The 12,584-nt window shown below is 43.4% G+C and carries 11 protein-coding genes and 9 tRNA genes; 12 read left to right on the forward strand and 8 right to left on the reverse strand.

The genetic code is table 11. The features are described 5' to 3' along the window. Positions 1-123 precede the first annotated feature (123 nt). Together moaA and ACGHAV_RS07190 are read left to right on the forward strand one after the other, a co-directional pair. The gene (moaA, locus tag ACGHAV_RS07185; RefSeq protein ID WP_390378396.1) at positions 124-1,092 is read left to right on the forward strand and encodes a GTP 3',8-cyclase MoaA; all 969 of its coding nucleotides are present in this window, start codon (positions 124-126) and stop codon (positions 1,090-1,092) included. Between the two features lie 87 nt (positions 1,093-1,179). Continuing rightward, positions 1,180-1,707 (forward strand): GNAT family N-acetyltransferase, encoded by a 528-nt coding sequence (locus ACGHAV_RS07190; RefSeq protein WP_390378399.1) that lies wholly within the window; start codon positions 1,180-1,182, stop codon positions 1,705-1,707. A 9-nt stretch (positions 1,708-1,716) separates the two neighbouring features. On the opposite strand, the gene ACGHAV_RS07195 is transcribed toward ACGHAV_RS07190, so the two are convergent. The 5 genes from ACGHAV_RS07195 to ACGHAV_RS07215 all read right to left on the reverse strand — a co-directional run bounded on the left by ACGHAV_RS07195 (position 1,717) and on the right by ACGHAV_RS07215 (position 3,919). After that, positions 1,717-3,339, reverse strand: coding sequence for a response regulator (locus ACGHAV_RS07195; protein WP_390378402.1), 1,623 nt, complete (start codon positions 3,337-3,339; stop codon positions 1,717-1,719). Positions 3,340-3,549: 210 nt separating this feature from the next. Continuing rightward, positions 3,550-3,625 (reverse strand) — tRNA-Val (locus ACGHAV_RS07200). A 20-nt stretch (positions 3,626-3,645) separates the two neighbouring features. Beyond that, positions 3,646-3,721 (reverse strand) — tRNA-Val (locus ACGHAV_RS07205). Between the two features lie 23 nt (positions 3,722-3,744). Then, a tRNA-Val gene (locus ACGHAV_RS07210) sits at positions 3,745-3,820 on the reverse strand. A 23-nt stretch (positions 3,821-3,843) separates the two neighbouring features. Then, a tRNA-Val gene (locus ACGHAV_RS07215) sits at positions 3,844-3,919 on the reverse strand. A gap of 685 nt (positions 3,920-4,604) precedes the next feature. Here ACGHAV_RS07215 and gltX point away from each other — a divergent pair. The 10 genes from gltX to dusC all read left to right on the forward strand — a co-directional run bounded on the left by gltX (position 4,605) and on the right by dusC (position 10,168). Continuing rightward, a complete protein-coding gene (gltX, locus tag ACGHAV_RS07220) occupies positions 4,605-6,014 on the forward strand; it encodes a glutamate--tRNA ligase (protein WP_390378405.1) in 1,410 nt (469 codons plus the stop codon). A gap of 85 nt (positions 6,015-6,099) precedes the next feature. Further along, positions 6,100-6,175: transfer RNA gene (locus ACGHAV_RS07225), tRNA-Ala, on the forward strand. Positions 6,176-6,333: 158 nt separating this feature from the next. Next, positions 6,334-6,409: transfer RNA gene (locus tag ACGHAV_RS07230), tRNA-Glu, on the forward strand. 154 nt (positions 6,410-6,563) lie between these two features. Beyond that, positions 6,564-6,639, forward strand: a tRNA-Glu gene (locus ACGHAV_RS07235). A gap of 152 nt (positions 6,640-6,791) precedes the next feature. Further along, positions 6,792-6,867, forward strand: a tRNA-Glu gene (locus ACGHAV_RS07240). A 152-nt stretch (positions 6,868-7,019) separates the two neighbouring features. Further along, a tRNA-Glu gene (locus ACGHAV_RS07245) sits at positions 7,020-7,095 on the forward strand. Between the two features lie 387 nt (positions 7,096-7,482). Beyond that, positions 7,483-8,388 carry a M14 family metallocarboxypeptidase gene (locus ACGHAV_RS07250; RefSeq protein WP_390378408.1) on the forward strand — a complete coding sequence of 302 codons (906 nt, stop codon included), beginning with the start codon at positions 7,483-7,485 and terminating at the stop codon, positions 8,386-8,388. Positions 8,389-8,445: 57 nt separating this feature from the next. Further along, positions 8,446-8,673, forward strand: coding sequence for a hypothetical protein (locus tag ACGHAV_RS07255; protein ID WP_390378411.1), 228 nt, complete (start codon positions 8,446-8,448; stop codon positions 8,671-8,673). Between the two features lie 2 nt (positions 8,674-8,675). Further along, positions 8,676-8,858, forward strand: a complete 183-nt coding sequence (locus ACGHAV_RS07260; protein WP_390378414.1) for a DUF1289 domain-containing protein — start codon at positions 8,676-8,678, stop codon at positions 8,856-8,858. A gap of 371 nt (positions 8,859-9,229) precedes the next feature. Then, positions 9,230-10,168, forward strand: a complete 939-nt coding sequence (dusC, locus tag ACGHAV_RS07265; RefSeq protein WP_390378645.1) for a tRNA dihydrouridine(16) synthase DusC — start codon at positions 9,230-9,232, stop codon at positions 10,166-10,168. A 61-nt stretch (positions 10,169-10,229) separates the two neighbouring features. Here the strand turns inward: dusC and ACGHAV_RS07270 are convergent, their stop codons facing one another. The 3 genes from ACGHAV_RS07270 to ACGHAV_RS07280 form a co-directional block, all read right to left on the reverse strand. Next, positions 10,230-11,108, reverse strand: a complete 879-nt coding sequence (locus ACGHAV_RS07270; RefSeq protein ID WP_390378417.1) for a hypothetical protein — start codon at positions 11,106-11,108, stop codon at positions 10,230-10,232. A 588-nt stretch (positions 11,109-11,696) separates the two neighbouring features. Continuing rightward, a complete protein-coding gene (locus ACGHAV_RS07275) occupies positions 11,697-11,879 on the reverse strand; it encodes a hypothetical protein (RefSeq protein ID WP_390378420.1) in 183 nt (60 codons plus the stop codon). Positions 11,880-11,925: 46 nt separating this feature from the next. After that, positions 11,926-12,582 carry an arylesterase gene (locus ACGHAV_RS07280; protein WP_390378423.1) on the reverse strand — a complete coding sequence of 219 codons (657 nt, stop codon included), beginning with the start codon at positions 12,580-12,582 and terminating at the stop codon, positions 11,926-11,928. Positions 12,583-12,584: the final 2 nt, after the last annotated feature.

A 12,584-nucleotide genomic window follows, 5' to 3' on the forward strand; every position in this document is an offset into this window, starting at 1 on the left:
TGAGTTCGTAAATTGAAAAAGTTGCAACGTTGAATTATTGGGAAGTAGTTTAACTAGGCGGTGACTTAGTTCACGGTTTATAGGGAAGATTAAACATTAATTATTCAGTAACGAGAGGTTGGTTTGTTAGAAGATAGTTTCGGTAGACAATTTCATTATTTACGTTTGTCCGTTACCGAAGCGTGCAACTTTCGTTGTCAGTACTGTTTACCTGATGGTTACGAAGGCCCATCAAGTGATCAATTCATGTCGCTTGCTGAAATCGACACTCTTCTTAAAGCATTTGCACAATTGGGTACGTCTAAAGTACGCCTTACAGGTGGCGAACCCACACTGCGCCGTGATTTCCTCGATATTTTACAGCTTACTGCAAACACGCCCGGTATTGAGCGGGTAGCAATGACCACGCATGGTGCGAGAATGGAAAAATTCGCATCCCAGTGGAAACAGGCTGGGCTTCATCAAGTAAACGTTAGCATTGATAGTCTTGACCCTAGACAGTTCGCTGCAATTACAGGGCAAGATAAACTTCAGGCAGTGTTGCGCGGGCTTGATGCCGCGATAGACTGTGGTTTAGACGTAAAAGTGAATTCAGTACTGCTGAATGATTTTTCAGATAGTCGCCTTCATCGCTTTTTGGCGTGGTTAAAGGATATGCCTGTCACTCTTCGTTTTATCGAGTTGATGGAGACCGGTAACTTACCGCAGTTCTTTAACCAGCAGCACCAAAGCGGCTCGCCCCTTAAAGACACGTTAATTGAAATGGGTTGGCAACCGTTATTAAGACGAAAAGATGCAGGCCCTGCGCAAGAGTTTTATCACCCCGACTATAAAGGGCGTATTGGCCTGATAATGCCGTACAGTAAAGACTTCTGTAAAACCTGCAACAGGTTGAGAGTTTCAGCGCCAGGAAAGCTTCATTTATGTTTATTCAGTGAAAACGGCATTGATATGCGCGATTTATTGACCAGTGGAAACGTAAATGATGTGGTCGCGTTCTTACAAAACGTGCTGGGTCAAAAGCACGAAACACATTATTTACACGAGCGAAAAACCGGGGCTACTAAACACCTTGCCATGCTGGGCGGCTAGAGAACGCTATTTTTGTTTGGTTTGACGTAAAAATAGGCTATATTCCTAAAGAGATGTGACGTTTAAGAACAATAATAAAGGAAGTATATGCATATCACGGACAGTGCGCGCCTTTCTTACCACTACATTACCGAATCAGACGCTGACTTCTTATGGGAACTAGATCAGGATGAACTAGTTATGAAGTACATCAACGGCGGTAAAAAGTCTTCAAAAGAAGATATCCAAAACATTTTCATTCCTAGAGTGCAAGCATTCTCTAATTTTGCTTTCGGCTGGGGCCTATGGCGTGTCGACAAATTGGACGATGGTGAAAGTATAGGCTGGATCCTTGTTAGGCCCTTCGGCTTTTTCACTCAACATCCTGAAACCGATAATATTGAATTAGGCTGGCGTTTTAAACAGTCTAGTTGGGGGAAAGGCTACGCGACCGAAGCTGCATTAACGGTAAAAGAAGCGTTGTACGAAATAGGTGTAGAACAATTTTCTGCCATCGCAAACCCAGACAATGCAGCGTCTATCAATATTATGAAAAAACTTGGGATGTCGTTCAGTCACGAGCTTGAATACAAAGACAAAGTTTTTGATGAGACAGTTGTGGTTTATACCAATTAGTCTTTTCTGCTAGGCGTTGCTAAGTATTTGCTTGACCGAGTCGTAACGGGTTTGTTGGTCGCTGGTAAGTGCTGCAGATTCTAATATTTCTCTACAGTTTTTTATTGCCTGCCTGGTATTCGGGAGAAGTGCTGTATTTGCTTTTCGAGCCCGCAGTATTGCCTGCAAATAATTTAGTGCAATAGATGGGTTTTTAGGCATTACGCGAAACGCTTGCGCAAAGATATTGTACGACTGCTCTAAGTTGCCCTTCTTGTATTGGGCAACTGCTGTGTTGTTTAACACTTTCGGACTTAGCGAAATGGCTTTCTTTTCGGCTCGCTCTTGTTTTAGGTAAGTCTGCATCAAATCAACCTCGCCGACGCTTTGTGTTTGCTTGTCAGCAATAGCGTCTAGAATTTGAAGCGACTCTTTTTTCATTCCCACTTCATGAAGTGCCTTCGCTCGGTCGAGCAGTGCTTCAGTTGAGTGCTGCTCGCTATGATCGGTATAGAACTCTGACAACAAGGTTTGCGCTTTCAAGGTATCATCTTTCAAGTAGTGAATTCGCGCTTCAATAACGGCAAGTTCATCACTTAATGAGGCCTTAGGATGAGCCTGTTTGAGCTGCCTTAGGTATTCATTCGACTGCTTTATGATGCTGTGTACATGCTCTGGTTCTGACGTCATTGCGAAATCTACACCTGCCCGTGCAGCGGTTAGGTAAACCTCGGGCTTATCGTGTATTGACCCTTTGGCATATCGCACCATTTTTCTAGCGCTGTTAAACTGGCTCTCATAGTCGTGAGTGATACGCGCTAGATTTAACGCCTGCTGGTGGCGAGCGATATTTCGCGGTGAAATATCGCATGCTAAGTGCGTACTTTCTAATGCATCATCGAACTCTGAACGCTTTATTTGGACTTGTGCTAATAAATCGTAAGCATTTAGTGCCGAATCTGGACGCATAGCCAGCTGTATAATTTCCCGTTCTGCGTCATCTAATTCGTTGAGTGCTAAAAGCGCAATGGCTATACCGAGTTTTGCCCAATTAAATTCCTGAACATTGATTATCGACTCGTAAAAGGCAACGGCCTGCTGAAAACGTTCGGTTAATAAAAGCAGATCGCCTTTTATCTTAAACGCAAGAGGGTAGTGATCTGCATTCTCTGGTTGTACAAGAAAGTGTTCTACTTCCGCCAATGCTCGCTCATGGTCATCTGAATCCATAAAACGATAAACATTTTTTAGCGCCTTTTTACGCGACAAAACACGGCTTAAACGCTTATCTAGCTCGTTAACAGAAAACGGCTTTGCAATAAATTCGTCTGGCTGTAGCTCGATGATAGCGTGAACCACTTCTGTTGAAGTATCGGCACTGGTAAAGATGAAAGCGCTAGTAAGCGGAAGTGCTTTTTCATGGGTAAGCTGCTCTAGCAGAAAATAGCCGCCTTGTTCAGAGCGCAGGCTATAAGAGCATATAATGGCATCGTAGTCGTGTTGCTGCATTGCTGAAAGTGCAGACGAGGGCCTGTCAACATAGTCCATATTCTTGAAACCCAACTGCTGAAGCGCATAGTGCATGTGGCTTTTTGCCAGCACTTGGTCTTCTGCAATCAGTAACTTAGTATTTTTCGCTAAGTTTAGTTTCATTTAGGCTTTGTCCTTAAGGCGTATTTTTACACAATACCACGATGTTGTACTTCAGTAAGTATAGATACGTTTATTGTATTGGGCATAATATCATCAATATACAATGTATCGGAGCGTAAGGGAAAAAGCTTTAATGGGGTAAAATTAGCCTACGGCTATACGATGCGCCAAAAGAAGAGCTGATTATTTGATTTGGATATAGAAAGAGGATGGTGGACGCTACTGGGCTTGAACCAGTGACCCTCGCCTTGTAAGGGCGATGCTCTCCCAACTGAGCTAAGCGTCCGTATTGTGATTTTTCAAAAGTGGTGGACGCTACTGGGCTTGAACCAGTGACCCTCGCCTTGTAAGGGCGATGCTCTCCCAACTGAGCTAAGCGTCCATATTTTGAATGCATTTGAAAAGTGGTGGACGCTACTGGGCTTGAACCAGTGACCCTCGCCTTGTAAGGGCGATGCTCTCCCAACTGAGCTAAGCGTCCATATTTTAAATGCGATTGAAAAGTGGTGGACGCTACTGGGCTTGAACCAGTGACCCTCGCCTTGTAAGGGCGATGCTCTCCCAACTGAGCTAAGCGTCCATATTTTTCAATCCTTGCCGAAGCAAGTGGGGCGGTATTATAGAGTCGGTTCCGTTAGTGTCAACAATAAAATTAAAGAAAAATGACTGTATGCCCGAAATTTAAACATTCTGCTGGGATATTGATTAAATTGATGAAAAGAGCGCCGATTTAGGTTAATCACATAGCTTTTACCATATTACGAATGGCCCAAGCAGTTCGGCGTTTCTTAAGCGAATATTCCCTTGGAGTAAGTTAATAAAGTGCGGCTTTCAAACAATGAGATGTTGAGCAAAGGTGCTCATTTTTATTTTCGAACACACGATTGACGCATGTCTGCTAAGCATCAGTTTAAAAATGATAGTGCGACATGTGAGAGACTTGTAAGTGACTGTCCACGTTATAGTCGTTGTGGGTGATTGTCCAAGTTAAGGTCTGCGTCATAGTTTAAAGATATAGTCCCACCTACAGGTATTAAAAAGAGTAGCGCGTATAGTGAATGCCTAGCGTGTCTGTCCACACTATTTCCTCGCTTATTTACAACTAGGTATTTTATTAATCCCCCTAAATTCAGAGCCTATTTAGCGCCTATATATGTAGCTCTGAATCTTTATTACTAACAGAACTTATCATCTTACTTTTGAAGTGTTGCTTACACTGGTAGAATGCGCGCAACTTTTTGGAATTGTTTAAATAGAGAGTGATCATGTCGGTTGTTACACGATTTGCACCTAGCCCAACAGGCTATCTTCATGTTGGTGGCGCGCGTACTGCGCTTTATTCTTGGCTTGTTGCTAAAAACAAAGGTGGCGAGTTTGTTCTTCGTATTGAAGATACAGATATCGAGCGTTCTACAGAAGAAGCGAAGCAAGCTATTTTAGATGGCATGCAGTGGCTTGGACTAACGTGGGACACAGGTCCTATTTATCAAACAGCGCGCTTCGACCGCTATAAAGAGCTAATCCAACAGCTCCTAGATGAAGGTAAAGCGTACAAGTGCTTTATGAGCTCGGAAGAATTAGACGGCATTCGTGAAGCACAGAAAGAGCGCGGCGAAAAACCTCGTTACCCTGGAACGTGGAGAGATAGAACCGATCACCCTGAAGATCAGCCTTTCGTTATCCGCTTCAAGAATCCGCTAGAAGGTACTGTGGTTATTAATGACCATGTTCGTGGCAAAATTGAAATAAGTAACACTGAGCTTGATGATTTAATAATTCAGCGTAGTGACGGCACACCAACGTATAATTTCTGCGTAGTGGTAGATGATTGGGATATGGGGATTACCCACGTTGTACGCGGTGAAGACCATATTAACAACACGCCTCGCCAAATTAATATACTGGAAGCGCTAGGTGCACCAGTGCCAGAATACGCGCACGTATCAATGATATTGGGTGACGATGGTAAAAAACTGTCGAAGCGCCACGGTGCAGTAAGCGTTATGCAATATCGTGATGATGGCTTCCTTCCTCAAGCAGTACTAAACTATCTTGTAAGGCTAGGGTGGTCTCATGGCGATCAAGAAATTTTCACTCTTGATGAAATGATTGAGAAATTTAGTTTGGATGCTATCGGACAGTCGGCGTCAGCATTCAATACTGAAAAGCTAATTTGGTTAAACCAACATTACATTAAAGAGCTACCTGCGAGTGAAGTTGCTGCGCATGCAAAATGGCATTTTGATGAGTTGAATGTTGATTTAATGGCTGGACCATCACTTGAATCTGTTATTGCGATTCAAGCTGATCGTGTGAAGACATTAAAAGAGCTGGCAGAGATTTCTACCTATTTTTATCAAGATTACGAAGATTTTGATGCGAATGCTGCGAAAAAGCACCTTCGTCCGGTTGCAAGAGGTCCTCTTGAGCTAGTTAAAGATAAATTAATGGCAATTGAAGAGTGGAACCCTGAAAATATTCAAGCTGCTATTAATGGTACCGCCGAAGAATTAGATGTAGGTATGGGCAAAGTAGGTATGCCGCTGCGTGTAGCGGTTACAGGAGGTGGTAATTCTCCATCGCTTGATATCACGTTGAATCTATTGTCAAAAGAGAAAATTGGCGAGAGAATCGACAAAGCGCTTACTTTTATAGCAAACAGAGAAAATTCATAAAAAAAGCGTTGACATGACAGGGGGGGATGCCTAGAATGCGCCCCGCTGTCACGGAACAGTCACATAACACTGACTGATACATGACGGGGCCATAGCTCAGCTGGGAGAGCGCCTGCATGGCATGCAGGAGGTCGGCGGTTCGATCCCGCCTGGCTCCACCAGATTACACGCAAGAAATTGAATGTAGCTTGGTTATATAGGCTGGAGTTGATGATTCAACTTCTGACTGAAAAATCAGTAGGGAAAAGTCGCTCAGTTCGCTGGCTCACTTCGCCTTACTGAAAATCTCGAAAGCGAAGCTTTCGAAAGAAGATTTTCAGTCCCCTTCGTCTAGAGGCCTAGGACACCGCCCTTTCACGGCGGTAACAGGGGTTCGAATCCCCTAGGGGACGCCATATTTTATCGCGTCACAGTCGATTAATACTGTGAAATAGGCTGGAGTATTTAGCTCCGGACGGAAATTTCGGTAAGGATAAGGTCGCTCGATTCGCAGAGCTCATCTCGACTTACAGAAATTTAGTGAAGCCTTGCTTCACTAGCAAGATTTCTGTCCCCTTCGTCTAGAGGCCTAGGACACCGCCCTTTCACGGCGGTAACAGGGGTTCGAATCCCCTAGGGGACGCCATTTTATCGCGTCACAGTCGATTGAAACTGTGAAATAGGCTGGAGTATTTAGCTCCGGACGGAAATTTCGGTAAGGATAAGGTCGCTCGATTCGCAGAGCTCATCTCACCTTACAGAAATTCAGTGAAGCTTTGCTTCACTAGCAAAATTTCTGTCCCCTTCGTCTAGAGGCCTAGGACACCGCCCTTTCACGGCGGTAACAGGGGTTCGAATCCCCTAGGGGACGCCATTTTATCGCGTCACAGTCGATTGAAACTGTGAAATAGGCTGGAGTTTTTAACTTCGGACGGAAATTTCGGTAAGGATAAGGTCGCTCGATTCACAGAGCTCATCTCGCCTTACAGAAATTTAGTGAAGCCTTTCTTCACTAGCAAAATTTCTGTCCCCTTCGTCTAGAGGCCTAGGACACCGCCCTTTCACGGCGGTAACAGGGGTTCGAATCCCCTAGGGGACGCCATATCGAAAAAACCAGCCATCCGGCTGGTTTTTTTGTTTCCATTGCCTTATTCCAAAAAGTCTCACCTTTAATAACGCACCTCATATCATGCGCCCTACACCGTGGACAGACACTTTTGTTGATCGGATTTCCTCGCTGCGTCTGATGTGTGCTCAACGTGCATGCTAACGTGCATGCTTACGTGGACAGGCACTTTAATTAGATTTCATTCAGGTGCGTGTTTATATTTTTTCATTAGAAGCATTAATTGAAAGAGTTGGGCGAAGGCTAGTTCAATAGGTCTTTGTGCGTTTCGCTACCGATGATAATTGTTATTCAGTCTTACTTTGTCTTACTCCACCGCCGTAAACTGCTAGAATCACAACAAAATAAAAATGGAGACGATAAATGCAACACTATCCAATTGGCACACCAGGTACACCTTGGAGTGACGACGAAAAATTGCAGTGGAAGGCGAAACAGACAGTTCAAAGAAGCTATCGAGAAGAAGTGTTAGATAAGCTTGAGCGTATGGTGCCAGATGGCTTTAAAAAGCTAGCTTACGGAGCGCTGCCGTATGATGAATCACGCTATCCGCTTTTTGCAGTAGTGCCAGTTGAATTTGACAATTCGAAGCCTAGTGCTCTTGTCACTGGTGGTGTGCATGGTTACGAGACTAGCGGTGTACAGGGTGCTTTGCAGTTTATTGAAACACGTTTAAAAGACTATTCAGAGCATTTTAATGCTGTTGTGGTGCCTTGTGTTAGCCCTTGGGGGTATGAAACCATTAATCGGTGGAATCCGATGGCAATAGACCCCAATCGTTCGTTCTTTGTCGATTCCCCATCTCCAGAAGCTGCACAGGTGATGAAGTTTGTCGATTCATTAAACCTGCTTTTTGCTTTACACATTGACCTTCATGAGACAACTGATACCGACAATAGTGAGTTTAGGCCAGCACTGGCTGCAAGGGACGGCGTGACACACGACAATTGGAATATTCCTGACGGCTTTTACACCGTTGCCAATACTCCAAGCCCAGAAATTGAATTCCAAAAGTCGGTTATAGACGCGGTAAGAGAAGTTACACATATCGCACCTCCTGATGAAAACGGTAAGATCATTGGGGCTGATGTAGTGAGTGATGGCGTGATTTGCTATGACAAAAAGTCTCTTTTTCTATGTGGTGGTATGACAGATGCGAAATACGTAACGACCACCGAAGTGTATCCAGATAGTGAGAATGCAACGCCTCAGAACTGTAATGATGCACAAGTCGCAGCAATTTGCGCCGCATTAGATTTTATCAGATAGACGCTTGAACGTTTAGACGTCTAGATGTATATTGAGCCTTCTGTTAAGGAGGCTCATGTGTTTACATTTTCTGCGGTTATTTACGATGGCAATAAGCAAAATTTGGTAAAATTCGACGCAAGAACAGAGTCTGATTTTGACGCGTATTTGCAAAGTCGATTTGGGTGTTACGTGTGTTTGTGGTCAAATAAAGAATTATCTGCAAGCACAATATCAATGATTGCCAACTCCCAAAGTGCGCAACTCTGCAAGGACGCCATAAACAACATAAGTACTGAACGCTAACAATGTACCCTGAATCACCATGTATCGCCCAATGCAAACTTAACGACGAAGATGTTTGCATAGGATGTAAACGCACGATCGAAGAAATAGTGAATTGGCGTTCATTCTCAATTGAACAAAAGAAAGGTGTTTTCACAAGGCTGAGTAAGTTAGTCGAAGCTGGTGCGCCTAATAATCAACAGTAACAACAGGCTATTTAACTGCAAAGAACACATTCTGTGCAGCATTAATGCTCAAATTAAGTGGACAGGCACTTAAATACTCAACAACTCTCTGATTTAGTGTGTCATGTATATGTTTCGTGTATCTGTTTCATGGACAGACACTTAAGTACCCATCAAATGAAATTACATGGACAGTCACTTACAGCTATGGCTCCTCTTCTATTGTATTAGGCTGTTAACAATACAGTTAAGAGTGTCTGTCCTCGTAAAAATCCACATAACGATCACTTAGTTTAAAAACACGATTTAATTTTTCTTCGTAGCAGGGAGTTAGCGTTTTTGTTAAACTTTCGCGCCGATTTTTTATGCTGCTATTTAGAGAACATTCGTCGATGAAAGTGATGCTAGCCCCTATGGAGGGCGTTGTTGACCACCTTATGAGAGACATGCTTACCCGTGTGGGTGGCTTTGACCAGTGCGTTACTGAGTTTGTGCGTGTTGTCGACCAAAAGCTGCCAAAGAAAACCTTTTATCGTCTGTGTCCAGAGTTGCATAACGGTGGCAAAACGCCTTCTGGTGTTCCCGTAAGAGTTCAGTTACTTGGACAACACCCCGAGTGGCTTGCAGAGAATGCGCAAACCGCAGTTGAGCTGGGGTCACCTGGGGTCGATTTGAACTTCGGTTGCCCAGCCAAAACCGTAAACAAAAGCAAAGGGGGGGCTGTTTTATTAAAAGAAACACAGACCCTCTATAACATCGTTAAAGCCGTTCGTGATGCCGTGCCAGCACATATCCCGGTTTCAGCAAAAATACGATTGGGGTTTGAAGACAAATCACTGGCTATCGATAACGCCTTAGCTATAACCGAAGCAGGCGCCTCAGAACTCGTTGTACATGCTCGTACGAAAACTGAAGGCTACAAACCACCGGCATATTGGGATTGGATTGCGAAGATAAAACAGCACACTAAAATACCGCTAGTAGCCAACGGAGAAATATGGAGTGCTGAAGATGCAAAACGTTGCCAAGAGCAATCTGACTGTATCAACTTGATGATAGGTCGAGGAGCGCTTGCACTTCCCAATCTTGCGTTGTGTATTAAAAATGCTGTCGCTCCGATGCCCTGGTCTGAGCTAGCGTCATTGTTAATACAATACTCGGGCTATGAAATTTTTGGTGATAAAGGTAAGTATTATCCTAATCGTATAAAACAGTGGTGCGGTTACCTGAAAAGACAATATCCAGAAGCTGAGCTGTTATTCAACGACATTCGCCGTTTGACCAATTCACAAGATATTGTTGACGTATTGGCACGTCAGGCGTCTTCATAGCAATCTAAATTTGAACATTCGAACCCTGATATATCAGCATATAACGCTTATGTGATTCGCCTCAAGCTAGATATCGCTGAGCATTTGCCATGTTTGGGCTACGATGCCTATCAGTGGCCTCAGCAAATTGGTGCATAGTGTTAGGGCTACCGACTGGCCCGCAGAAGAGCTTCTCGAAGTTCGTCGTTACGTAACACCAGTCTTCCTCAGTTATATTTAGCTTTGCTAAGGGAGAGGTACTTGGTCTCATATCAGTGTCAACATCTATATTGGCCTTCGAACTGCGAGTATGCTCTAGTAGATGTAAATAGTCTTCAAAACTAAATGGAAGGCATTCAAATCTTCTTGGGCTTTGCCCTTTAAACGGCATTAAGAATCTAGGAATTTTTGCTGCTTTCTGGGCATTTAGTCTGTACTGAATGCTTGTAAACTTTGAATTTCGTAATGTAGAAGCTATGTTTGCTCGTATTGGGTTTAGGTCAACGTAAGCCAGGACGGATGCAAGCGCTTTATCATCCAATATAGCTTGTGAACGAAAGCGTCTTTCCCAAAAATAACCTGTACAGCCGTCTTCTTTGTTGGCTTTGCGCGCAATATACTCATTCAACAACTTCATAAACCAACTAATACATTGAAGTCTTTGGCGATAAGTAACAGACAATGACTCAATTTCCGCTAATTCATCATCTGTGAAAACAGCGTCAGGCTCATCTAAATATCGCTGAACTAAGGGAGGACATTTGTAGAACATACGCCACCTCAGTAGCACTTCATCCATACTCCACGCTTCAGCTCTCGCTTTTGTAATATGTAGCACCACGTGCAGATGGTTGTGCATAACAGCATATGCACAAAGGTTTATTGCAAATGCCTTCGTTAATTCATGAAGTCTTTTTTGTATCCACTTGCGTCGATGTTCGTAATTTTCACCAGAGTTCATGTCTTTTCCGCAGAGAAATGACTGGCGAACACATCGTGAAATGCAATGGTAATAAGGCGTGACGTCCGTATTTATCTGTTTATAGCGAGGTAATGGCATATCCGTATCCCAAATTTATTTCTCTTAATTATGAGGGGTAAAAAAGGATAAGAAACTGCCGAATAGTTCAGTTTTAGTACAGTTTATGTGCATGATAATTCGACATTGTGCATGATTTTGGCTTACCAAAATTGGAAGCAAACCAAGCAGGCAAGTTTATTTGCAAGAGTTGGTAGACAAAAAAAGCCCAAGTCTTCGTAACCGAAGGATGTTGGAAAGGCTAAATTAATCGCGGATTTGAATAGCAGGTCAGCAGGTGCGGGTTTACATGGACAGACACTTAAACTTCTAGATAAACCGGCCTTCAAAACTTTTTTACTTGGGCGAATAAGCGTGTCTGTCCACGAAATTATTCGTCAAATCAAACGAGAGTTCTATATATTAGCGTTTCTGTCCACGAGACCCACTATATGTCCACGACTTATACACCCGTCGCAGTATTCGTTTCCGCCACAGAGACACAGAAAAAAGAGTTACAGCGATACGCCGTTAAACAAATACATCCACGCGCGATCCCACGCGACTGTCAGTATTTGCAGTTGTTTGCTGTGAGGTTTGTGGTTCAGATACCTGTGGTTGTTCACTACGTTGCTGTACTTGCTGCTGAGATGCACGTTGAGGTGTTTCAAGTGCCGCTGACACCGGCGCTGAGTTTACTGAAGATACGTCCATAGCTTACTCCTACTTTATGCATATGCTTAGTATAAAAATAGCACAACTATTTGTTGTTAAGTATTAAGTTTCTTAAGTGTCTGTCCATGAAACGTGCGATTAAAGGCTGAGCTGTCGCATTGGGGTGTATTCCGTCGTTCTGCATTAACGAGTCATCTAGCGCTATCTCTTCAAGAAAGAAAGGAATTTTCTGGATATCCGCATCTATAGCTACATCAGAATAGTTTTTGGTGAACATCTGCGTGTATCGCTTTCCGTAGTTAGATGGAATTTGCATTTCCTGCAAGTAAACTGTAGCGCCACTTTCTTTAGCAGTGTTCACTAGCGATAGTAAATTGCGCTTAATTTTTTTAGTGCTATGGCCTTGTAACCCATCATTGCCACCTAGTTCAATTAGCACATGGGTTGGCGAATGTTGTTCTAAAAGTCGAGGGAATCTTGCTAATCCACCGTCAGTTGTTTCTCCGCTCACCGCAGCATTTACAATTTCAATCGGAATGTTGTCGTCTTGCCACATCTTTTGTAACAAACTAATCCAGCCTTCACTTTGCTGTAAGCCGTATGCTGCAGATAGACTATCACCAAGTACAAGAAGCACAGCATTTTTTGACTGCTCATATGGCTCTGCTTGATCTGATACCGCATGTGCGGGTATTAAAAGAATAAACAAAAAAGCAAACAAATTACGAAACTTAACAAACACGA

This window comes from Alteromonas sp. MTD1 (genome assembly GCF_042848195.1).
Classification (GTDB): Bacteria; Pseudomonadota; Gammaproteobacteria; order Enterobacterales; family Alteromonadaceae; genus Alteromonas.

Bases quoted from the DNA above. Each gene is read 5' to 3' on its own strand.
- dusC (WP_390378645.1), top strand. From the start codon at position 9,230: ATGAAAGTGATGCTAGCCCCTATGGAGGGCGTTGTTGACCACCTTATG.
- ACGHAV_RS07275 (WP_390378420.1), bottom strand. From the start codon at position 11,879: ATGGACGTATCTTCAGTAAACTCAGCGCCGGTGTCAGCGGCACTTGAA.
- ACGHAV_RS07190 (WP_390378399.1), top strand. From the start codon at position 1,180: ATGCATATCACGGACAGTGCGCGCCTTTCTTACCACTACATTACCGAA.
- ACGHAV_RS07270 (WP_390378417.1), bottom strand. From the start codon at position 11,108: ATGAACTCTGGTGAAAATTACGAACATCGACGCAAGTGGATACAAAAA.
- ACGHAV_RS07195 (WP_390378402.1), bottom strand. From the start codon at position 3,339: ATGAAACTAAACTTAGCGAAAAATACTAAGTTACTGATTGCAGAAGAC.
- ACGHAV_RS07250 (WP_390378408.1), top strand. From the start codon at position 7,483: ATGCAACACTATCCAATTGGCACACCAGGTACACCTTGGAGTGACGAC.
- gltX (WP_390378405.1), top strand. From the start codon at position 4,605: ATGTCGGTTGTTACACGATTTGCACCTAGCCCAACAGGCTATCTTCAT.
- ACGHAV_RS07260 (WP_390378414.1), top strand. From the start codon at position 8,676: ATGTACCCTGAATCACCATGTATCGCCCAATGCAAACTTAACGACGAA.